At 71.2% G+C, this 22,159-nt stretch carries 13 protein-coding genes; 7 read left to right on the forward strand and 6 right to left on the reverse strand.

All coding sequences use genetic code 11. The annotated features are described in order from the left end of the window. The first annotated feature begins 9 nt into the window (after positions 1 to 9). Both BMY22_RS10480 and BMY22_RS10485 read left to right on the forward strand, forming a co-directional pair. Positions 10 to 810, forward strand: a complete 801-nt coding sequence (locus tag BMY22_RS10480; protein WP_090621780.1) for a gamma-carboxygeranoyl-CoA hydratase — start codon at positions 10 to 12, stop codon at positions 808 to 810. Continuing rightward, entirely contained in the window at positions 807 to 2,786 is a 1,980-nt protein-coding gene (locus BMY22_RS10485; RefSeq protein WP_090621782.1) for an acetyl/propionyl/methylcrotonyl-CoA carboxylase subunit alpha, read from the forward strand. The genes BMY22_RS10480 and BMY22_RS10485 overlap by 4 nt, the downstream gene beginning before the upstream one ends. Before the next feature lie 45 nt (positions 2,787 to 2,831). Here the strand turns inward: BMY22_RS10485 and BMY22_RS10490 are convergent, their stop codons facing one another. Then, positions 2,832 to 3,173, reverse strand: a complete 342-nt coding sequence (locus tag BMY22_RS10490) for a hypothetical protein (protein ID WP_090621783.1) — start codon at positions 3,171 to 3,173, stop codon at positions 2,832 to 2,834. A 424-nt stretch (positions 3,174 to 3,597) separates the two neighbouring features. On the opposite strand from BMY22_RS10490, the gene BMY22_RS10495 reads away from it, so the two are divergent. The 3 genes from BMY22_RS10495 (at position 3,598) to BMY22_RS10505 (ending at position 14,075) form a co-directional block, all read left to right on the forward strand. Next, positions 3,598 to 12,081, forward strand: a complete 8,484-nt coding sequence (locus tag BMY22_RS10495; protein WP_244158844.1) for a glycoside hydrolase family 94 protein — start codon at positions 3,598 to 3,600, stop codon at positions 12,079 to 12,081. A gap of 145 nt (positions 12,082 to 12,226) precedes the next feature. Further along, a complete protein-coding gene (locus tag BMY22_RS10500) occupies positions 12,227 to 13,126 on the forward strand; it encodes a hydroxymethylglutaryl-CoA lyase (protein ID WP_090621786.1) in 900 nt (299 codons plus the stop codon). 172 nt (positions 13,127 to 13,298) lie between these two features. Then, entirely contained in the window at positions 13,299 to 14,075 is a 777-nt protein-coding gene (locus BMY22_RS10505) for a potassium channel family protein (RefSeq protein ID WP_090621788.1), read from the forward strand. An 18-nt stretch (positions 14,076 to 14,093) separates the two neighbouring features. On the opposite strand, the gene BMY22_RS10510 is transcribed toward BMY22_RS10505, so the two are convergent. The 5 genes from BMY22_RS10510 to BMY22_RS10530 all read right to left on the reverse strand — a co-directional run bounded on the left by BMY22_RS10510 (position 14,094) and on the right by BMY22_RS10530 (position 19,583). Then, a complete protein-coding gene (locus BMY22_RS10510; protein WP_170849333.1) occupies positions 14,094 to 15,131 on the reverse strand; it encodes an AbrB family transcriptional regulator in 1,038 nt (345 codons plus the stop codon). Positions 15,132 to 15,318: 187 nt separating this feature from the next. Then, positions 15,319 to 16,296 carry a Bug family tripartite tricarboxylate transporter substrate binding protein gene (locus BMY22_RS10515; RefSeq protein ID WP_090621791.1) on the reverse strand — a complete coding sequence of 326 codons (978 nt, stop codon included), beginning with the start codon at positions 16,294 to 16,296 and terminating at the stop codon, positions 15,319 to 15,321. A gap of 279 nt (positions 16,297 to 16,575) precedes the next feature. After that, a complete protein-coding gene (locus BMY22_RS10520) occupies positions 16,576 to 18,096 on the reverse strand; it encodes a tripartite tricarboxylate transporter permease (protein ID WP_090621792.1) in 1,521 nt (506 codons plus the stop codon). Between the two features lies 1 nt (position 18,097). Continuing rightward, a complete protein-coding gene (locus tag BMY22_RS10525) occupies positions 18,098 to 18,556 on the reverse strand; it encodes a tripartite tricarboxylate transporter TctB family protein (protein WP_090621794.1) in 459 nt (152 codons plus the stop codon). Between the two features lie 46 nt (positions 18,557 to 18,602). After that, positions 18,603 to 19,583 carry a Bug family tripartite tricarboxylate transporter substrate binding protein gene (locus BMY22_RS10530; RefSeq protein ID WP_090621795.1) on the reverse strand — a complete coding sequence of 327 codons (981 nt, stop codon included), beginning with the start codon at positions 19,581 to 19,583 and terminating at the stop codon, positions 18,603 to 18,605. Positions 19,584 to 19,968: 385 nt separating this feature from the next. Here BMY22_RS10530 and BMY22_RS10535 point away from each other — a divergent pair, with 385 nt between their 5' ends. Both BMY22_RS10535 and BMY22_RS10540 read left to right on the forward strand, forming a co-directional pair. After that, positions 19,969 to 20,640 carry a response regulator gene (locus tag BMY22_RS10535; RefSeq protein WP_090621797.1) on the forward strand — a complete coding sequence of 224 codons (672 nt, stop codon included), beginning with the start codon at positions 19,969 to 19,971 and terminating at the stop codon, positions 20,638 to 20,640. A 19-nt stretch (positions 20,641 to 20,659) separates the two neighbouring features. Then, positions 20,660 to 22,063: a sensor histidine kinase gene (locus BMY22_RS10540; protein ID WP_167363726.1), complete on the forward strand. Its 1,404-nt coding sequence runs from the start codon at positions 20,660 to 20,662 to the stop codon at positions 22,061 to 22,063. Positions 22,064 to 22,159: the final 96 nt, after the last annotated feature.

Below are 22,159 nucleotides of genomic sequence, written 5' to 3' on the forward strand. Positions count from 1 at the left end.
GCCCCGACCATGAGCGACTTCCAGACCCTCCAGCTCGACTTCGACCCGCGCGGCTTCGCCACCCTCTGGCTCGACCGCCCGGAGAAGAACAACGCCTTCGACGCCGCCATGATCAAGGAGCTGATCCTCGTCCTCGACGCACTGAAGGAGCGCCGCGAGCTGCGCTTTCTCGTCCTGCGCGGGCGCGGCCGGCACTTCTGCGCCGGCGCCGATCTGGCCTGGATGCGCGAGGCCGCCGACCTCGACTACGCCGCCAACCTCGCCGACGCCCAGGCCCTGGCCGAGCTGATGTACAACCTCCATCACCTCGAGCTGCCGACCCTGGCCGTGGTGCAGGGCGCGGCCTTCGGCGGAGCGCTGGGGCTGGTCGCCTGCTGCGACCTGGCCATCGGCGCGACCGACGCGCAGTTCGCCCTGTCCGAGGTGCGCATCGGCCTCGCCCCGGCGGTGATCGGCCCCTTCGTGGTGCAGGCCATCGGCGAGCGCGCCGCGCGCCGCTATGCCCTGACCGCCGAGCGCTTCGACGGCGCCCGCGCCCGCGAGCTGGGCCTGCTCGCCGAGTGCTACCCGGCCGCCGAGCTGGACGGCGCGCTGGAGCAGTGGATCGCCACCCTGCTGCAGAACGGCCCGCAGGCCATGAAGGCGACCAAGGACCTGCTGCGCGAGGTCGGCAGCGGCGCGCTCACCCCGGCCCTGCGCCGCTACACCGAAAGCGCCATCGCCCGCCTGCGGGTCGGCCCGGAAGGCCAGGAGGGCCTGCGCGCCTTCTTGGAGAAACGCCGCCCCGCCTGGCAGGAGGACCGCTCATGAGCCGTTCCATCGACACCCTCTTGATCGCCAACCGCGGCGAGATCGCCTGCCGGGTGATGCGCACCGCCAAGGCCATGGGCCTGACCACCGTGGCCGTGCACAGCGCCATCGACCGCCACGCCCGGCATGTGCGCGAGGCCGACCTGGCGGTGGGCCTCGGCGGCGCCAAGCCGGCCGAGAGCTACCTGCGGATCGACGGGATCGTCGCCGCCGCCCGCGAGAGCGGCGCCCAGGCCGTCCATCCGGGCTATGGCTTTTTGTCCGAGAACGCCGAGTTCGCCCGCGCCTGCGAGGCCGCCGGGCTGCTGTTCCTCGGTCCGCCGGCTGCGGCCATCGAGGCGATGGGCAGCAAGTCGGCGGCCAAGGCGCTGATGGAGGCGGCCGGCGTGCCGCTGGTGCCCGGCTACCACGGCGAGGCGCAGGACTACGAAACCTTCCGCGCCGCCGCCGAGACCATCGGCTACCCGGTGCTGCTTAAGGCCACCGCCGGCGGCGGCGGCAAGGGTATGAAGGTGGTCGAAGCGGAGGCCCAACTGGCGGAAGCGCTGGAGTCGGCCCGCCGCGAGGCCCGGGCGGCGTTCGGCGATGCGCGCATGCTGGTGGAAAAATACGTGGAGAGGCCGCGCCATGTGGAGATCCAGGTGTTCGCCGACCGGCACGGCCACTGCCTGTACCTCTTTGAGCGCGACTGCTCGATCCAGCGTCGCCACCAGAAGGTGGTCGAGGAGGCCCCGGCGCCAGGTCTGTCGCCCGCGCTGCGCCGGGCCATGGGCGAGACGGCGGTGAAGGCGGCCCAGGCCATCGGCTACGTCGGCGCCGGCACCGTGGAATTCCTCCTCGATGCGCGCGGCGAGTTCTTCTTCATGGAGATGAATACCCGCCTGCAGGTCGAGCACCCGGTCACCGAGGCGATCACCGGCCTCGACCTGGTCGCCTGGCAGATCCGCATCGCCCGCGGCGAGCCGCTGCCGATCGGCCAGGAGCAGGTACCGCTGCACGGCCATGCCATCGAGGTGCGCCTCTACGCCGAGGACCCCGAGCACGACTTTCTGCCCGCCAGCGGCACCCTGGCGCTGTACCGCGAGCCGAGCGCCGGGCCGGGGCGCCGGGTCGACAGCGGGGTGGCCGAGGGCGATGCGGTGTCGCCGTTCTACGACCCGATGCTGGCCAAGCTGATCGCCTGGGGCGAGAACCGCGAGGAAGCGCGCCAGCGTCTCCTTGCCATGCTCGCCGAGACCGCGGTCGGCGGCGTCAGGACCAACCTGGCCTTCCTGCGCCGGGTGCTAGCCCATCCGGCCTTCGCCGGCGCCGAGCTGGACACCGGTTTCATTCCACGCCATCAGGAGGCGCTGCTGCCGGCCCCGCGGGAGCTGCCGGAAGCCTTCTGGCAACTGGCCGCCAGCGCCTTCGTGCAGAGCGAGACGCCGCGCCGGCGCGAAGACGATCCGCACTCGCCGTGGAGCGCGACCGACGGCTGGCGGGCCGGGCTGCCGGCGCAGATCGAGCTGCATCTGGCCTGCCAGGGCACCCGGCGTCAGGTGCGCGCCGGCGACGGCGCCGAGCTGCAGGGCGAATGGCTTTCCTGTAGGAGCGAATTCATTCGCGATGGCGGTTCCGCGGATGAATCCGCTCCTACGGTACGCCGCCGCCTGCACACCATCCGCCAGGGCGACACCCTCTATCTGGAGTGGGCCGGCGAGCTGCACGCCGTCGGCCGCGTCGACCCGCTCGCCGAGGTCGAGGCCGGGCACGCCCACCACGGCGGCCTGACCGCACCGATGAACGGCAGCATCGTCCGCGTGCTGGTCGAGGCCGGCCAGCACGTCGAGGCCGGCGCCGCCCTGGTGGTGCTGGAGGCGATGAAGATGGAGCACAGCATCCGCGCGCCGCGGGCCGGGGTGGTCAAGGGGCTGTACTGCCGCGAGGGCGAGCTGGTCGGCGAGGGCACGGCGCTGGTGGAGCTGGAGGAGGCGTGAGCCCTTCGGCCTCGCCACCGGAGTCCGGCTCCGGTGGCGACCCGACTACATCAACTGGTCGATCAGAACCGCGTTGCTATAGATCAGGCTTCCATCGCTCGCCCGATGCCCGACCAGATGGAAATGGCCCCGCTGGGTATCCGCGTTCAAGTAGACGCGCAGCTTGCAGTCCGACAAGGGGCTGTATTCTGCCGGCATGCTCAAGTTCAGCGTGGTCATATCGACATCGACCATGACGTCGGATTCATGCGTCCTCTGCAAGTACTCCTCGGCCTGTTCCAGATGCAGATGGTCGGTTCCGTTCAGATAGAAGCTGATGTCCTCCACCGGAATGGGCGCTTGCTCACTGCTGGTTTTGCACCAGCCCTCGATGCTGAAGCTGCTCATCGCGAGACCTCCTGACATGATGGTCGAGCGCTTTCGCGCCCTGCCTGCTCACGATTGGACAACCGACGCAAGAGGTTGATCCGACCCTCACACCTCTACCGACAAACGGAACATGAGCGCCTCGGCACACCGGCATGGCGCTGTGCACCGCGCTCACCGGGCGGAAGAGGAGCCGAGGTGACGCGCGGCCGCCGGCGATCCGGCGCGGTCCGACGAAGAGGGAGGGCGACGGGCGGAATACGGTCTTTACTTTCCGGGGCGAACGATGCAAGTGCATCACGTCCGATGAGATGGCCAATGCCTCGCTGAGCCGACGCCTGATCGCCGTATCGGGACCTTTCAGGGTTTACCGGCCGTCAGGGCGGATGGATCGGATGGGGGCAGCATGGCGATGGCAGAGTGGCGCGGCAGCCGGTTTTCGGCAATGCCGCCCTGGAACGATCCGGCTCCGGTGCGGGACGAGCTTTTCGGGGTCGAGCGGCTTGAGCAGCACGCGGAAAGTCTCGCCGCCGCGCAGGCGGTCACGACCAGGCCGCGCGGGGTGCCGTCGCTGCAGCGCCGGCTGCAGGACAATGCTGCGGTGCTGCTCGCCGCCTATCGGGCGAGCGCCGCGGAGCTGGAGGGTGGCCGCAGCGTGGTGCCGGCGGCGGAGTGGCTGCTCGACAACTATCACCTGGTCGAGGAGCAGATCCGCGAAATCAGGGACGACCTGCCCCCCGGCTATTACCGGCAGCTGCCGAAGCTGGCGGCCGGACCCTTCGTCGGTTATCCGCGGGTATTCGGCCTGGCCTGGGCCTTCATCGCCCACACCGACAGCCACATCGATCTCGACGTATTGCGGCGGTTCATCATCGCCTATCAGCGGGTGCAACCGCTGACCATCGGCGAGTTGTGGGCGGTGGCGATCACCCTGCGCATCGTCCTGGTCGAGAACCTGCGCCGGCTGGCCGACCAGATCAGCGCCGAACACCGCGCGCGTGACGACGCCGACACGCTGGCCGACTGGCTGGTCGGCTCGGGGTGCACGCGCTCCGAACTCGAAACGAAGCGCGCCGCCTGCGCCGGCGGCCCCTTGTCCGGCCCCTTCGCCGCACAGCTCGCCAAGCGGCTGCGCGACCAGGACCCCAGGACCATGCCGGCGTTCGGCTGGCTGGAGGAGCAGCTCGAACGCCAGGGGACCACGATCGAGGCGGAAGTGGAGCAGGCCCAGCAGCGCCAGGGCGCGGCCAACGTCAGCGTGCGCAACGTCATCACCAGCATGCGGCTGATCTCGAATATCGACTGGGCCGACTTGTTCGAGAGCGTGAGCCTGGTCGACGACCGGCTGCGCGCGGGCAGCGCCTTCGCCGCCATGGATTTTCCGACCCGCAACCTGTACCGCCAGGCGATCGAACAGCTGGCCCGCGGTTCGGCGCATTCGGAGCTCGACATCGTCGGCCAGGTGCTCGAGGCCGCGCAGCGGGCGGCGGCGGAGGCGGTCGATGCCGCGCAGGCGGAGCGCGTCGGCGATCCCGGCTATCACCTGATCGCCGAGGGGCGCCGCGCGCTGGAGCGCAGGCTCGGCTTTCGGCCGCCGCTGCGGCTGCGCATCCGCCGCTGCAACATCGGCCTGGGGATCGGCGGCTATGCCGGCGCGATCCTCGTGCTCACCCTGCTGTTGCTGGGCCTTGCGCTGTGGGCGCTGTCTATCCCCGGCCTGGCGCCGGGCTGGCTCGCGCCGCTGGCGCTGGTCGGCGCGCTCCCGGCGAGCGAAGTGGCGACGGCGCTGGTCAATCGCGCGATCACCTGGTGTTGCGGCGCGACCCTCTTGCCGGGAATCGAACTGAAGGCGGGCGTGCCGCCGTCGCTGCGCACGCTGGTCGCCGTGCCGGCGCTGCTGACCAGCGAAGCCGAACTGCTGGAGCACATCGAGCGGCTCGAGGTCCACCACCTCGCCGGCGCCAGCGGCGATCTCAGCTTCGCCCTCCTGCTCGACGGGGTCGATGCGGACCAGGAGGTGCTGGACAGCGATGCCCCGCTGCTGGCGGTGGCCGCCGAGGCGATCGAGCAACTGAACCGTCGTTACGGGCCGGGCGCCGACGGCAGCCGCTTTCTGCTGCTGCATCGGCGGCGCCTTTTCAACGCCGGCGAACAAAAGTGGATGGGCTGGGAGCGCAAGCGCGGCAAGCTGCACGAACTCAACCGGCTGCTGCGCGGGGCCACCGACACCAGCTTCGTCGCCATCGCCGGGCACCCGCCGCAGGTGCCGGCCAACGTGCGTTACGTCATCACCCTCGACGCCGATACCCGGCTCACGCGGGATACCGTGCTGCGCCTGATCGGCAAGATGGCCCATCCGCTGAATCGCCCGCGCCTCGACGAGGCCCGCCGGCGGGTCGTCGGCGGCTACGCCATTCTGCAGCCGCGGGTCACACCGGCGCTGCCCGTCGGCCGCGAAGGCTCGCTCCATCAACGCGTGTTCTCCGGCCCCGGCGGCATAGACCCCTATGCGGCGGCCATCTCCGACGTCTACCAGGATCTCTTCGGCGAAGGCTCCTATACCGGCAAAGGCATCTACGATGTCGATGCCTTCGAGGCCGCGCTCTGCGGCCGTGTCCCGGAGAATGCGCTGCTCAGCCACGACCTCTTCGAGGGCGTTTTCGCGCGTGCCGCCCTCGTCTCCGACGCCGAGGTCGTCGAGGATTTTCCGGCGCGCTACGATGTCGCCGCCAAGCGCCAGCATCGCTGGACGCGCGGCGACTGGCAGCTCCTGCCCTGGGTCTTCGGGCCGCGAACCGGCGCGCAGGCGCTGCCGCCGGTCGGCCGCTGGAAGATGCTCGACAATCTGCGCCGCTCGCTGCTGGCGCCGTCGACCCTGCTGGCTCTCGGCCTGTGCTGGCTGCTGCCCCTGCCGGCCGCCCTGGCCGGCGTGCTGCTGGTCCTGGCGGCCCTGGCGATCCCGGTCTTCCTGCCGAGCTGTTTTTGCATGCTGCCGCCGCGCCCCGGCATTTCCCTGCGCCACCACTTCGGCCAGCTGGCGGCCGATCTGCAGCGGGCGGCCATGCAGACCCTGCTGTCGCTCGCCTTCCTGCCCGATCAGGCCTGGCGCATGGGCGATGCCATCGTCCGAACGCTGGTGCGGCTGTTCGTCAGCCGTCGGCACCTGCTCGAATGGACGACCGCCGCCCAGTCGGCGGGACGGCCGCCGCTGGACCTGCGCGGTTTCTATCGGGAGATGGCCGCCGGCACCCTGCTCGGGCTGTCGCTGGCGGCCGTCGCGCTCGCCGGCGCGCCGTCGTCCTGGCCGCTGCTGCTGCCCTTTGCCCTGCTGTGGCTGGGCGCGCCGGCGCTCGCCTGCGTCGCCAGCCGGCCGCCGACGGTCGCGCAGCACGTCGCGGTTTTTGCGGCGGATGCGCACGACTTGCGCCTCACCGCGCGGCGCACCTGGCGCTTCTTCGAAACCTTCGTGACGCCGCTGGACAACCTGCTGCCGCCGGACAATTTCCAGGAGGACCCGAAGCCGGTCGTCGCGCACCGCACCTCGCCCACCAACATCGGGCTCTACCTGCTCTCCGCCGTCGCCGCCCGCGACTTCGGCTGGGCCGGCACCCTGCAGACCGTCGAGCGACTGGAAGCGACCTTCGCCACCCTGCAGAAGCTGCCGCGCTTCAAGGGCCACTTCTTCAACTGGTACGAGACCCGCGGCCTGCATACGCTCGATCCCGCCTACGTCTCGTCCGTCGACAGCGGCAATTTCGCCGGGCACCTGATCGTGCTGGCCAATGCCTGCGAGGAGTGGCTGGACGCTCCCCTGGCGCCGGAGGCCCGCCAGGGCCTGCTCGACAACGCCCGGCTGGCCCGCGAGGCCGCCGCCGCCCTGCCGGCCGTCGCGGACGAGCGCCGGCAGCCGCTGCTGGCCGCCCTCGACGAGATCGAAGCCCGTCTGGGCGGGACGCCCGCGCTCGAGACGCTGTCGCCGCTGCTGCAGCGCCTGACCGAACAGGCGGCCAGGGCGGCCGGCGACCTCGGGGTCGCGGGCGCCGAGGCCGAGGATCTGCTGTTCTGGATCGAGGCACTGGGCCAGGCGCTGAACGAGCAGGTGCGCGACCGGCAGCAGGTCGCCACGGCGGAGCAGGACCTCAAGGTCCGGCTGAAGACCCTCGCCGACACGGCGCGCTCGATGGCGCTGGCGATGGATTTCGCGTTTCTCCTCGACCCCGCGCGCAAGCTCCTGTCGATCGGTTATTCCCAGGCCGACAACAACCTCGACCCCAGCTGCTACGACCTGCTCGCCTCGGAAGCCCGGCTGGCCAGCCTGTTTGCCATCGCCAAGGGCGATGTGGCGACCCGCCACTGGTTCCACCTCGGTCGCACGGCGACCCCCCTCGGCGGCGGGTACGCGCTGATCTCCTGGTCCGGCTCGATGTTCGAATACCTGATGCCGTCGCTGGTGATGCGCGCGCCGCTCGGCAGCCTGCTGGAGCAGACCACCCGGCTGGTGGTGGCGCGCCAGGAGGCCTACGGCCAGGCGCTGGGCATTCCGTGGGGCATCTCGGAGTCGGCCTACAACGCCCGCGACATGGAGTTCACCTACCAGTACTCCAACTTCGGCGTTCCCGGCCTCGGCCTCAAGCGCGGCCTCGCCGAAAACGTGGTGGTGGCGCCCTATGCGACCGGGCTGGCGGCGATGGTCGATCCGCCGCGGGCGCAACGCAACTACCGCCGCCTCGCCGAGATGGGTGCGCTGGGCCGCTACGGCTTCTACGAAGCCCTCGATTTCACCCGCTCGCGCCTGCCCGATGGCACGCGCATGGCGATCGTCCGCAACTTCATGGCCCATCACCAGGGCATGACCATCGTCGCCATCGCCAACACCCTGCACGACGGCCGGATGCGCACGCGCTTCCATCGCGAGCCGATGATCCAGGCCTGCGAGCTGCTGCTGCAGGAGCGCATGCCACGCGACGTCGCGGTTGGCCATCCGCGTGCCGAAGAGGTGAAGGCCTCCGCCGTCGAGGCCCATAGCGAGACGTCGCCGGTGCGCCGGCTGGTGCTGGAGGCCGGCGGCCCGCCGATCACCCATCTGCTGTCGAACGGCCGCTACGCGGTGATGCTGACCGCGGCGGGCGGCGGCTACAGCCGCTGGCGCGAGATCGCCGTGACCCGCTGGCGGGAGGACGCGACCCGTGACGACTGGGGCTCCTTCGTCTTCCTGCGCGACATGCAGAGCGGCCAGCTCTGGTCGGCGGGGGCGCAGCCGGTCGGCGGCGAGGCGGATGCTTTCGAAGTCGTGTTCGGCGAGGACCAGGCCGAATTCATCCGCCGCGACGGCAGCTTGACGACCACCCTCGACGTGCTGCTTTCCGGCGAGGACGACGGCGAGGTGCGTCGCGTCTCGCTGACCAACGGCGGCCGCCGGCCGCGCGAGATCGAGCTCACCTCCTACGCCGAAGTGGTGCTGACGACGCCGGCCGCCGACAAGGCGCACCCGGCGTTCGCCAAGCTGTTCGTGCAGACCGAGTATTGCGCCGAGTTCGGCGCGCTCATCGCCACCCGCCGCCCGCGGGCGGCCGATGAGCCGCAGGTCTGGGCCGCGCATTTCACCGTGGTGGAGGGCGAGGTCGTCGCCGACCTGCAATACGAGTCCGACCGCGCCCGTTTCGTCGGGCGCGGCCGCACGGTCGCCACGGCGGCCGCCGTCGCCGATGGGCGGGCGCTGTCGAACGGCGTCGGCACCGTGCTCGACCCGGTCTTCTCGATCCGGCATCGGCTGCGGGTGGCGCCCGGCCAGGTCGCGCGGGTCGCCTTCTGGACCGTGGTCGCCTCGTCGCGCGCCGAGCTTCTGGATCTGGTCGACAAGCACAACGACCGCAGCTCGTTCGACCGGGCGAAGACCCTGGCGTGGACCCAGGCCCAGGTGCAGCTGCGCTATCTCGACGTGACGGCGGCGGAAGCGGCGGATTTCCAGCGCCTGAGCGCCCCGATCCTGTACGCCGATGCGCGCTTTCGGGTGTCTGCGGAAGCGATCCTCCGCGGTGCCGGTCCCCAGTCGAGCCTGTGGCCGCTGGCGATTTCCGGCGACTTGCCGATCGTTCTCCTGCGAATCGACGAACTCGAGGACATCGCCCAGGTTCGCCAGCTGCTGCGCGCCCACGAGTACTGGCGGATGAAGCGCCTCGGCGTTGATCTGGTGATCGTCAACGAGCGGGTCTCCTCCTACATTCAGGATCTGCAGGTCGCCATCGAGACCGCGGTGTGGAGTAGCCAGTCGCGACCGAATTTCGGCGAACGGCACGCGCAGGGCTCGGTCTACGTGCTGCGCGCCGACCTCATGAGCGGCGAGGCCCGTGCCTTGCTGCTGGCGACCGCGCGGGTGGTCCTGCACGCCCGCCGCGGCCCGCTCGCGGACCAGCTCGCCCGTCTGCCGCCGGCGCCGCTCCGGCCGGCGCCCGTCCGGCGGCGCCGGCCGGTCCTGCCGGGCGCGCGCCCCGCGTCGGCGCCGGCGGCGCTGGCCGGGGAGCTGGAGTTCTTCAACGGCCTGGGCGGCTTCGCCAGGGACGGTCGGGAATATGTGACCATCCTCGAGGCAGGCGGCACGACGCCGGCGCCGTGGATCAACGTGATCGCCAATCCCGGTTTCGGCTTCCAGGTGTCGGCGGAGGGCAGCGGCTACACTTGGGCGGAAAACAGTCGCGAGAACCAGCTCACGCCATGGTCGAACGACCCGGTCGGCGATCCGCCCGGCGAGGCGCTCTACGTGCGCGACGAGGTGACCGGCGCGCTGTGGTGCGCCACGGCGCTGCCGATCCGCGACGACGGCACCTACCTCGCCCGCCACGGCCACGGCTACAGCCGCTTCGAGCACCAGGCGCACGGCATCGCCCTGGAGCTGCTGCACTACGTGCCGCTGGCCGATCCGCTGAGGATTTCCCGGCTGACCCTGCGCAATCTCTCGGGCACGCCCCGCCGGCTCTCGGTCACGGCCTATCTCGAGTGGGTGCTCGGCACCTTGCGCGACGCCTCGGGGCCGTTCATCGCCACCGAGCTCGACGAGCCCACCGGCGCGCTGCTGGCCCGCAATCCCTGGAGCATGGCGTTCCCCGGGCGGGTCGCCTTTGCCGACCTCGGCGGCCGGCAGACGGCCTGGACGGCGGACCGCACCGAGTTTCTCGGGCGCAACGGCGGAGCGGCGGTGCCCGCGGCGCTGGTCGGCCGGCAGCCCCTGTCCGGCACCACCGGCGCCGGCCTCGACCCCTGCGCGGCCTTGCAGTGCATCGTCGACCTCGCGGTGGGCGAGACGGTCGAGGTGGTCGCGTTCGTCGGGCAATGCGCCTCGGTCGAGGAGGCCAGGGCGCTGCTCGTCCGCTATCGCGCAACCGATCTGGATGCCGTGCTCGCCGCGGTGACCGACCACTGGCAGACGCTGCTCGGGACGCTCCAGGTCAGGACGCCCGACCGGGCGATGGACATCCTGCTCAACGGCTGGCTGCTCTATCAGACGCTGGCCTGCCGCATCTGGGCGCGCTCGGCCTTCTACCAGGCCAGCGGCGCCTACGGCTTCCGCGATCAGCTGCAGGACGGCATGGCGCTGGTCTTCGCCCGGCCGGAGGCGACGCGGAGCCACCTGCTGCGCGTCGCCTCCCGGCAGTTCGTCGAGGGCGACGTGCAGCATTGGTGGCAGCCCCATTCCGGGCAGGGGGTGCGCACGCGAATCTCGGACGACCGGGTCTGGCTCGCCTTCGCGACCGCGACCTACATCGCCGGCTCGGCCGACGCGGCGATTCTGGACGAGCGGGTGACGTTTCTCGACGGACCGCTGCTGCGCCCCGACGAGCACGACGCCTTCTTCCAGCCGCTGCTCGCCGACGAATCGGCCTCGCTGTTCGAGCACTGCGCCCGCGGCCTCGACCAGTGCCTCGCGCTCACCGGCGAACACGGCCTGCCGCTGATCGGCTCCGGCGACTGGAACGACGGCATGAACCGGGTCGGCGAAGGCGGCAAGGGCGAAAGCGTGTGGCTCGGCTGGCTGCTGCTGCGCACCCTCGAGCTGTTCCTGCCGCTGGCCGAGGCGCGCGACGCCGAGCGCGCCGAGCGCTGGCGGGCGCATGCGCTCGTGGTGCGCGCGGCGCTCGAGCGCGAGGCCTGGGACGGCCAGTGGTATCGCCGGGCGACCTTCGACGACGGTACCTGGCTCGGCTCGAAGGACAGCGAGGAATGCCGCATCGACTCGATTGCCCAGTCCTGGGCCGTGTTGTCGGGGGCCGCCGATCCGGCGCGCGCGGCGCTGGCGATGGCGTCGGTGGAGCGGCAACTGATCCGCGACGACGACGGCCTGGCCCTGCTGTTCACCCCGCCCTTCGACAAGACGCCGCTCGATCCCGGCTACATCAAGGGTTATCCACCGGGCCTGCGCGAAAACGGCGGGCAATACAGCCACGCCGCGATGTGGGCGATCCTCGCGTTTACCCGGCTGGGGGCGGGCGACAAGGCCGGCGCGCTGTTCGCCCTGCTCAACCCGATCAACCATGCGCGCACGCCCGAGGCGGTCGAGCGCTACAAGGTCGAGCCCTATGTGGTCGCCGCCGACGTCTATTCCGTCGCCCCGCATGTCGGGCGCGGCGGCTGGACCTGGTACACCGGCGCCGCCGGCTGGATGTATCGTGCCGGTATCGAGGGCATTCTGGGCCTGCGCCGCGAAGGGGCCGTGCTGCTCGTCGACCCCTGCATTCCGAGCACCTGGCCGGGGTTTTCCGCCACGCTGAACCTGGGCTCGACCCGCTACGAACTCCAGGTGGACAATCCTGCGCAGGGCTGCCGGGGCATCGCGCAGGCGCTGCTCGACGGCACGCCCATCGACTGTGGCGAGGGGCGCGTCCGCGTCCCGCTGGACGGCGGACGGCATGCCCTGCGGCTGGTCCTCCAGGGCTAGGCAGGCGAGGGCGCAGATCGATCCGCCGGCTGGCGAACCCGATGACGGGTTCGGGATGGCTGTTCCCGCGCCGCGGGTTTCCACCCTTCTTTATCCCGGTGGAAAAGGCCGGCGGCCGTTTTCCACCCTACCCAGAGGTTATGCCATGACACTGCCCCAGCACGTCCGCCTGGTCGAAGTCGGCCCGCGCGACGGCCTGCAGAACGAGAAACAGCCGATCGGCGTGGCCGACAAGGTGCGCTTGGTCGACGACCTCACCGTCGCCGGCCTGGAGTACGTCGAGGTCGGCAGCTTCGTCTCGCCCGCGTGGGTGCCGCAGATGGCCGGCTCGGCCGAGGTGTTCGCCGGTATCCGGCGCCAACCCGGTGTGGTCTACGCCGCGCTGACCCCCAACATGAAAGGCTTCGAGGCGGCGATGGCGGCCGGGGTCGAGGAGGTGGCGGTGTTCGCCGCCGCCTCCGAGGCTTTCTCGCGGAAGAACCTCAACTGCTCGATCGCCGAGAGCCTGGCGCGCTTCGTGCCGGTGCTGGACGCCGCGCGCGCGCGGGGCGTGCGTGTGCGCGGCTACGTGTCCTGCGTGCTCGGCTGCCCCTACGAGGGCGAGGTGGCGCCGCAGCAGGTCGCCAGCGTGGCCGGCGAGCTGTTCGCGATGGGCTGCTACGAGGTGTCGCTCGGCGACACCATCGGCACCGGCACCGCCGGCAAGACCCGCGCCCTGTTCGAGGTGGTCGGCCGCACCATCCCGCGCGAGCGGCTGGCCGGGCACTTCCACGACACCTACGGCCAGGCGCTGGCGAATGTGTACGCGAGCCTGCTGGAAGGCATCGCGGTGTTCGACAGCTCGGTCGCCGGCCTCGGCGGCTGTCCCTACGCGAGGGGCGCCAGCGGTAATGTGGCCAGCGAGGACGTGCTGTATCTGCTCGACGGCCTGGGCATCCACACCGGCATCGAGCTGCAGGCGCTGATCGCCGCCGGCGAGCGCATCTGCGCCGTGCTCGGCCGGGAGAACGGCTCGCGGGTGGCCCGGGCGCGGCGCGGCGCGTAGCTTTTCGGTGGAGAACGCAGCGCGGTTTTCCAGCCTGCCGCCCCGGTTTGCCCGCCGTATCGGCGTAGCCCTGGCGGAGCCGCCGCCAAGGGGGGCGTGCCCCGCCGAGCGCGCCTGCCCATACACTGAAAGCCTTTTCTGACGTCGGGCATCAGGCCCCTGGGAGACGGTCATGGCTATGGAAAGCCCGGATAACGAAGAGCCGGTTCGCAAGACGAGCGGTCCGTCCAACGCCGCCGATACGTTGGGCCATTCGGGGAGAACGCTCGCCGTGCCGACCATGACGCCTCGCCCGTTCCTGGCCAGAATGCTCGAGCAGCGCTGCTTCTTCGTGTTCCTGGCCCTGCTCGCGCTGTTGGTGACGATGCCGTTCGTCGTGGACAGCCTCCTCGGCCGTGCTCTGGTCGGTCTGCTCAACCTGCTGATTCTGGTGACCGCCGTCGCCGCGGTGGGGCGTTCCCGGCTGTCCTTCCTGCTTGCCGTCGCCCTCGGCCTGCCGACGCTGGTCTTTCAGTTTCTCGCCCTGGCATCGGGCTTGCCGGGCTATCTGACCCTCTCCTGGAGCTTCGGGGCGGCCTTCTACGCCTATGCCATCGCCCATCTGCTGTATTACGTGCTGCGCCGGGACAACATGACCGCCGACAAGCTCTATGGGGCCGTTGCTGTCTACCTCATGATCGCCATCTTCTGGGCCTACCTCTTCGGCGTGCTGCAGTATTTCCACCCGGGCGCCTTCGCGCTCTACGGAACGCCCAGCACCATGAACCTGGCGGACCTGATCTTCTACAGCTTCACCGTCCTCACCACCGCCGGGTTCGGCGACATCACCCCGGTGCTGATCCAGTCCCGCTTCCCGACCATCCTGGAGGCGGTGACCGGCGTGATGTTCGTGGCCATCCTGATCGCGCGGCTGACGGGCGTCTATCCGGTGGTGGGGCCGAAGCCTTGAGGCGCCGAAGCGGCTCTCTCACTCCCGCATCGCCAGCCCTTCGGCCTTGCCGATCCCCAGCCGCTCGCTGCACAGGCGGAACACCGGCGCGGCGAGGAACAGCACCAGCAAGAGGCGCAGCACCTGCATCGCGGTGACCAGCGGCACCACCAGGCCCAGCGCCTCGGCGGTGAGGCTCATCTCGGCGATGCCGCCGGGGACCATGCCGAGCAGCAGGGCGCGGGCGTCCAGGCCCGAGGCCCAGCTCATGGTCAGGGCGATGGGCACGGCGAGGAGGACCGCCGCGAGGGTCGCCAGCAGGGTGCGCAGCAGGAACGCCGGGGCGCGGCGGAAGAACGAACGGTCGAAGTGGCAGCCCAGGGTGCTGCCCACCAGCCATTGGCCGACTTCGCCGGCACCCTCCGGCAGGCCGAGGTGCAGGTCGAAGGCGATGCTGGCGACGCTGCTGACCAGCAGGGCGCCGAGTTGCCAGGCGTTGGGGAAACGCCGGCGCTGGAAGAGCACGGCGACCAGGCCGCCGCCGGCGAACAGCAGGGCCAGCCAGGCGGCGTCGGGGCCGGGAGGGGCGACGGTCGCCGTCTGCCCGCCGGCGAACAGCCAGGCATAGGCGGCGGGGATGGCGAGCAGCACCAGGATCATCCGCAGGCTCTGGGCGGCGGCTACCTGCTGGAGGGCTGCACCGTGCCGGCTGCCCAGGTTGACCATCTCGTTGGCGCCGCCGGGCATGCTGGCGAAGTAGGCGGTGGCGAAGTCTTCCCCGTAGCGCCGGTGCAGGAGGATGGCGAGGACGCTGGTGAGCAGGGTCAGCAGGGTGCCGAGCAGCACCAGGCCGAGGTGGGCGAGGATCTGCTCCAGCACCGCCCGGTTGAAGTGCAGGCCGATGCCGATGCCGAGAATCCACTGGCCGGCCTTGACGCCATGGGGCACGGCGCCGCTCGGGCTGCCGAGGCAGCGCAGCGCGGCGACGCCGAGCAGCGAGCCGATCATCCACGGCAGCGGCCAGCCGAGCAGTTGGGCGAGCCCGCCGCCGAGGGCGCCGGCCAGCGGCGTGAGCATCCACGGGCGGCAGCGGGCGGGCAGGCCGGCGGGGAATGGGGGGCGTCGAAAGGTCACGGCAAGTCCTCGGGCAGGGGCGACGGCGCGCGGCGCTCGGGCCGGCTGCGCTGCGCGGGGGAGTGGCGGGCGGGCGTCGATGGCCCGCCCGGCGCGAATCGGCCGGGACCGGCGGGCGGCGGTCGCCGCTTTAGCGGATCAGGCCGAAGTCCCGGGCCATTTCCCGGTAGCGGGCGACCTTCTGGCGGACGTGCGCCTCCAGGGCCTCGCCGGTCATGGCGAAGGGGAACAGCTCGTGGCGGTCGCGCAGGCGGGCGAAGTCCTCGGAGGCGAGCAGGCGGTCGAAGGCGTCCTTCCACCAGGCGTAGTCGGCGTCGCTCACCTGGGGTCCCATGTAGAAGCCGCGCAGCACCGGCCAGACCACGTCGTAGCCCTGCTCGCGGGCGGTCGGGATGGCGGCCATCGCCGGCTCGTCCAGGCGCCGTTCGGCGAACACCGCGAGCAGGCGGATGGCGCCGCTGTTGAGGTGCGGCATGGAGTCGGAAATGTCCGTGCTGCCCACCTGCACGTGGCCGGCGACCAGCGCCGTGGCGATTTCCCCGCCGCCCTCCAGGGCGACGTAGTGCAGCTCGCGCGGGTCGATGCCGGCCAGCCGGGAGAGCAGGGCGAGTTGCATCCAGTCCTGGCTGCCGACGGTGCCGGAGGTGCCGATCACCACCGAGTCCGGGTCCTTCCTGAGCGCCGCGAGCAGGTCGTCGAGGGTCTTGTAGGGCGAATCGGCGCGCACCGCCAGGGCGCCGTAGCTGGTGCCGATCACCGCCAGCCAGCGCACCGCGGTCTCGTCGAAGCGGCCGAACTTGCCCAGGGCGATGTTCAGCAGCGAGCCGCTGGAGAAGGCCACCAGGGTGCCGGGCTCGGCCGGCCGCTGGGCTGCGATGGTGTTGTAGGCCACCGCGCCGACGCCGCCCGGCATATAGGTGACGCGCAGCGGCTGGCGGGTCAGCCCGGCCTCCTGCAGTGCCTGGCGCGCCAGCTTGCAGACCAGGTCGAAGCCGCCGCCGCTGGCCGCCGGGACGATGCACTGCGGGGAGACGGGTTCGGCGGCCTGGGCGCTGCACAGCAGCAGCGCGGCGGCCGCCAGCAGGGCGCGACGGATCGATGGGCCCATGGGTGTCTCCTCCGCTGCGGGTCATGCGCGGGCGCTCGGCCGGGCAGGAGCATGGCCGGGCGCCGGCAGGTACAGGATACAGGGACGGGCGCCGTCGGGCAGGGCGATGGGCGTGGCGCGGGCGAAGGACGGCCTGGGCATGGGAGAGTTCCCTTGTTGTTGTCGTCGCCGGCCGCGGGGTGCGGACGGCGATCTTGGTTGCCGAGCCTAGTGCGGCAGGCTTTCACCAGGCTTTCAGTCGGCCTGCGGGCCGTCCCGGGACGACCCGCAGGCGGCGGCTCAGGCCAGGGCGGCCGGTTCGGCCGGGCGACGGGCGGCGCGGCGGCGCCAGAGGCGCAGCAGCGGCAGGGCCAGCATCAGCGCCACCAGCACCCAGGTGCCTTGGGCGATGCCGCTCGACCAGAGGATGTCCAGATCGCCGTTGGAGATCGACAGGGCGCGGCGCAGGTTCTGCTCCATGTGGCCGCCGAGGATGAAGCCGAGCAGCAGCGGCGACAGCGGGAAGTCGAGCTTGCGCAGGACGTAGCCGAGGATGCCCACCGCGACCATCAGCAGCAGGTCGAAGGTGGTGGCGTGCACGGCATAGACGCCGATGGAGGTGATGATCGCGATCAGCGGCACCAGCGCCCAGTTCGGCACGGCGAGGATGCGCGTGAAGACCTTGATCATCGGCACGTTGAGCACCAGCAGCATCAGGTTGGCGACGAACAGCGAGGCGATCAGGCCCCAGACCAGCTCCGGCTCGTTCTGGAACAGCAGGGGGCCGGGGGTGATGTTGTAGAGCGTCAGCGCGCCGATCATCACTGCCGTGGTCCCCGAGCCGGGCACGCCGAGGGTCAGCATCGGCACCATGGCGCCGCAGCAGGAGGCGCCGATGGCGGTTTCCGGGGCGGCCAGGCCGCGGATGTCGCCCTTGCCGAACTGGCCGTCGGGGCCGGCCAGGCGCTTCTCGGTCATGTAGGCCAGGGCGCTGGCCAGGGTGGCGCCGGCGCCGGGCAGTACGCCAACGATGAAGCCGCCGAGGCCGCAGCGCAGGTTGATCAGGAGCACCCGGCGCGCCTCGTTGAGGTTGAACAGCATGCGCCCGGTGGTCTTGACCGCCTGCTGGCCATGGTGGGTCTTCTCCAGCAGCAGGAGGATCTCGCTGACCGAGAACAGCCCGAGCACCAGCACCACGAACTGGATGCCGTCGGCGACGTGGATGCTGTCGAAGGTGAAGCGGTACACGCCGCTGTTGGCGTCGATCCCCACGCAGGACAGAAAGAGTCCGAGCAGCGCGGCGACCAGGGTCTTCATCGGTTTGTCGCCGGCCATCCCGGCCATCGCCACAATGGCCAGCACCATCAGCACGAAGTACTCGGCCGGGCCGAAGGCGATCGCCCACTTGGCCAGCATCGGGGCAAACAGCACCATGCCGCAGGTGGCGATGAAGGCGCCGAGGAAGGAGCTCCACGCCGACAGCGACAGGGCGACCCCGGCCAGGCCCTGGCGGGCCATCGGGTAGCCGTCCAGGGTGGTCATCAGGGTCGAGGCTTCGCCCGGGATGTTGAGCAGGATCGAGGAGATCCGCCCGCCGTATTCGCAGCCGAGGTAGACCGCGGCGAGGAGGATCAGCGCCGACTCCGGCGGCAGGCCGAAGGCGAAGGCCACCGGGATCAGCAGGGCCACGCCGTTGATCGGGCCGAGGCCGGGCAGCAGGCCGACCACGGTGCCGATCAGGGTGCCGATCAGGGCGATCAGCAGGTTGGTCGGGGTCAGCGCGACACCGAAGCCTTGCATCAGGAAGTTGAGGGTGTCCATGTCAGATCTCCAGGCCGGCGAGGATGCCGAGCGGCAGGGGCACGTCGAGCAGGCGGTCGAACAGCAGGTAGAGGCCGACCGCCAGCGCGACGCCGAGGCCGAGGCTGGGCAGCCAGCGGCCGCCGTACAGCCGGGCGAAGCACAGCCCGGCGAGGCTGCTGGCGGGGATGAAGCCGAGCGGTTCGAAGGCCAGGGCGAAGCCCAGCAGCAGGGCGATGCACAGGCCCACCTTGCGCAGGCTCTGCGCGGTGGGCGGCGGCTCGTCGGGGTCGTGCTCCACCGGCGTCGGGTGGATCAGCAGGTAGACCAGGCCGGCGGCCAGCAGTCCCAGCATCAGCAGGGGAAAGGCCCGCGGGCCGACCGGCTCGTAGGCGAACGGTGCCTGGTAGGCGGAGCCGATGTGGATCATGGCCAGCACGGGCACGAGCCAGGCGGCCAGGAACAGGCGTTGCAGCAGCATGATGGCGTCCTCGGGCGAGGGCCCCGGCGGGGGCCTCGCCGCTCGATCACTGGGTGAGGCCGAATTCCCGGGCCAGCTCGCGGTAGCGGGCGACTTCCTTCGACACGTGGGCCTGCAGCGCGGGGCCGGTCAGGGCGAAGGGGAACAGCTCGCGCTGGTCGCGCAGGCGGGCGAAGTCCTCGGAGGCGAGCAGGCGGTCGAAGGAGTCCTTCCACCAGGCGTAGTCGGCGTCGCTCACCTTGGGTCCCAGGTAGTAGCCGCGGATCACCGGCCAGACCACCTCGTAGCCCTGCTCGCGGGCGGTCGGGATGGCGGCCATCGCCGGCTCCTTCAGGCGCTGCTCGGAGAGCACCGCGAGGATGCGCATGCCGCCGCTCTGCACGTGGGTCATGGAGTCGGAGATGTCGGTGCTGCCCACCTGGATGTGCCCGCCGAGCAGCGCGGTGGCGATCTCGCCACCGCCCTCCATGGCCACGTAGCGCAGCTGGCGCGGATCGACGCCGACCGCCTTGGCGAACAGCGCGGTCTGCATCCAGTCCTGGCTGCCGACGGTGCCGCCCGAGCCGATCACCACCTGTTCGGGGTTGGCCTTGAGCGCCGCGGCCAGGTCGGCGAGGGTCTTGTAGGGCGAGTCGGCGCGCACCGCGATGGCGCCGTAGCTGGTGCCGACCGCCGCCAGCCACTTCACCGCGTTCTCGTCGAAGCGGCCGAACTTGCCCTGGGCGAGGTTCAAGAGCGAACCGCTGGAGAAGGCGGTCAGGGTGCCGGCGTCGGCCGGGCGCTGGGCGACGATGGTGTTGTAGGCCACCGCGCCGACGCCGCCCGGCATGTAGGTGACGCGCATCGGCTTCTCCAGGAGCTTCGCCTCGACCAGCGCGCTCTGCGCCAGCTTGCAGGTGAGGTCGAAACCGCCGCCGGGCGCGGCCGGGGCGATGCATTCGGGGCGCTTGGGCTCGGCGCTCAGCGGGGCGGACAGCAGCACGGCCGAGCCGGCCGCCAGCAGGGTGTTGCGCAGCGATGGACGCATGGGGGCATTCCTCTGGTTTGTTGTTGTTGTCGCAGGAAACGTGGATTCAGACGGACGGGCAGGGCGTCGCGGGCGGATGCCGGCGGCGGGCGCAAGACAGGCGAAAGGCGGTCCGGGGCGGGCGGACGCGCGGGGGCGTCAGCGGGGCGAACGGGGTGCGGGGCATACAGTGGTTTCCATTGTTGTTGTTGTCGGGAAGCCGCTACCACTGCGTAGGGGCTGCCGGGGCGAGGCGCGTCCGGGACCCGGCGAGCGACTCTCGGGAGATCCTAGTGAGCGAAGCTTTCGCCAACCTTTCACCGGACTTTCGCCGCAGTTCCCCGCTGATCAACCGGGCTTCGTGCCTGTACACTGGTTGGCATTCCCCCCTCCTGCGGAGACCGCCATGCGCATTCTTTTGGTCGAGGATCACGCCCCGCTGGCCGACAGCGTGGCCCAGGCGCTGCGCGCGGCAGGGCTGACCGTGGACGTGCTGCACGACGGGGTGGCCGCCGACCTGGCGCTGTCCAGCGAGGACTTCACCCTGGTGGTGCTCGACGTCGGCCTGCCCCGGCTCGACGGTTTCGAGGTGCTGGCCCGGCTGCGCGAACGCGGCAACCGGGTACCGGTGCTGATGCTCACCGCCCGCGCCGAGGTCAAGGACCGCGTGCAGGGGCTCAACCTCGGCGCCGACGACTACCTGGCCAAGCCCTTCGAGCTGACCGAGCTGGAGGCGCGGGTCAAGGCCCTGCTGCGCCGCAGCGTGCTCGGCGGCGAGCGCCAGCTGCGCTGCGGCGAGCTGGTCTACGACCTGGCCACCAGCCGCTTCGCGCTGGCCGGCGAACCGCTCAACCTGACCGCCCGCGAGCAGGCGGTGCTGAGCGCGCTGATCGCCCGGCCGGGGCGGGTGATGAGCAAGGAGCAACTGGCTTCCCAGGTGTTCGGCCTGGACGACGAGGTCAATCCCGAGGCCATCGAGATCTACGTCCACCGCCTGCGCCGCAAGCTGGAGGCGAGCGCGGTGCGCATCGTGACCTTCCGCGGCCTCGGCTACCTGCTGGAGTCGCGCGGTGAATGAGCCGGCCGGCGAGTCGGGAATTCGCGTCGACGGCAGCCTGCGCGGCCGCCTGCTGCGGCGGATGGCCGGGCTGCTGGCGGTGCTGCTGGCGATCAGCGGGCTGAGCGCCTACTACAACGGCCGCCAGGCCGCCGATCGGGCCTACGACCGCACCCTGCTGGCCTCGGCGCGGAGCATCGCCGACGGACTCTCCGAGGCCGACGGCAGCCTGCGCGCGGACATCCCCTACCTGGCCCTGGACAGCTTCGCCTTCGACAGCGCCGGACGCATCTACTACCAGGTGCTGGACATCCGCGGCCAATTGGTATCGGGCTACGAGAACCTGCCCGGCGCACCGGCGGGCGCCCCGCTGACCCGCGACTACCCGGCCCTGGCGCGCTTCTACGACGCGCATTATCGAGGCCAGAACGTGCGGGTGGTCAGCCTGCAGCAGCCGGTCAGCGAGACCACCCTGAGCGGCATGGCGGAAATCCGCGTGGCCGAGACCGAGGAGGCCCGCGAGCGCATGGCGCGCAGCCTGCTCGCCGACACCCTGCTGCGCCTGGGCCTGCTGGCGGTCGGCGCGATGGCCCTGGCCTGGTTCGTGGTCACCGCCGCGCTGCGCCCGCTGGAGCGCCTGCGCCAGGCGGTGGAGGAGCGCAGCCCGGAGGACCTGCGGCCTCTGCCGCCGGTCACGGTGCAGCGCGAACTGCTGCCGCTGGTCGGTGCCCTGAACCTCTTCACCGGACGTCTGCGCAGTCTCCTGGAGCGCCAGTCGCAGTTCATCGCCGACGCCGCCCACGAGCTGCGCACGCCGCTGGCGGCGCTCAAGGCGCGCCTCGAACTGGGCCTGCGCGAACGCGACCCGGCTGCCTGGCATCGCACCCTGGAGGAAGCCCGGCAGAGCGGCGACCGGCTCTCCCACCTGGCCAACCAGCTGCTCTCCTGGGCACGGATCGAAAGCAGCGCCCAGGCCATCGCCGAGGGCGGCGCCGAGCCGGTCGAGCTGGGATCGCTGTGCCGCGAGCTGGGCCTGGCCCTGGCGCCTCTGGCCCACGCCCGCGGCGTGGCGCTGGCTTTCGAGGGACAGGGCGAGGTCTGGGTGACGGGCGAGCCGACCCTGCTCAACGAGCTGCTCAGCAACCTGGTGGACAACGCCCTGGCGCACACCCCGCCGGGCGGCAACGTGATCCTGCGGGTCGCCGCGCCGGCCGTGCTGGAGGTGGAGGACGACGGCCCGGGCATTCCGGAAAGCGCCCGGCAGAAGGTCTTCGAGCGCTTCCAAAGGCTCGATCCGCAGCGCGGCGGCGCAGGGCTCGGGCTGGCCATCGTCGGCGAGATCTGCCGGGCGCACCAGGCGGCGATCCGGCTGCTGGACGGGGCCAGCGGCGGGCTCAGGGTGCGGATCGAGTTCCCGCCGGTGCGCCGGACGGAGGAGGCGTAGGTCGGCGTGCGGTTCCCGGCCATCGGGTGCGCGGTGAACCGGTCTTCATGCCGTCTGTTGTTTTCGACCGGCTGTTCGAGAGCGGCCGCTGAATAT

This window comes from Azotobacter beijerinckii (genome assembly GCF_900110885.1).
In the GTDB taxonomy this organism is placed as follows: domain Bacteria; phylum Pseudomonadota; class Gammaproteobacteria; order Pseudomonadales; family Pseudomonadaceae; genus Azotobacter; species Azotobacter beijerinckii.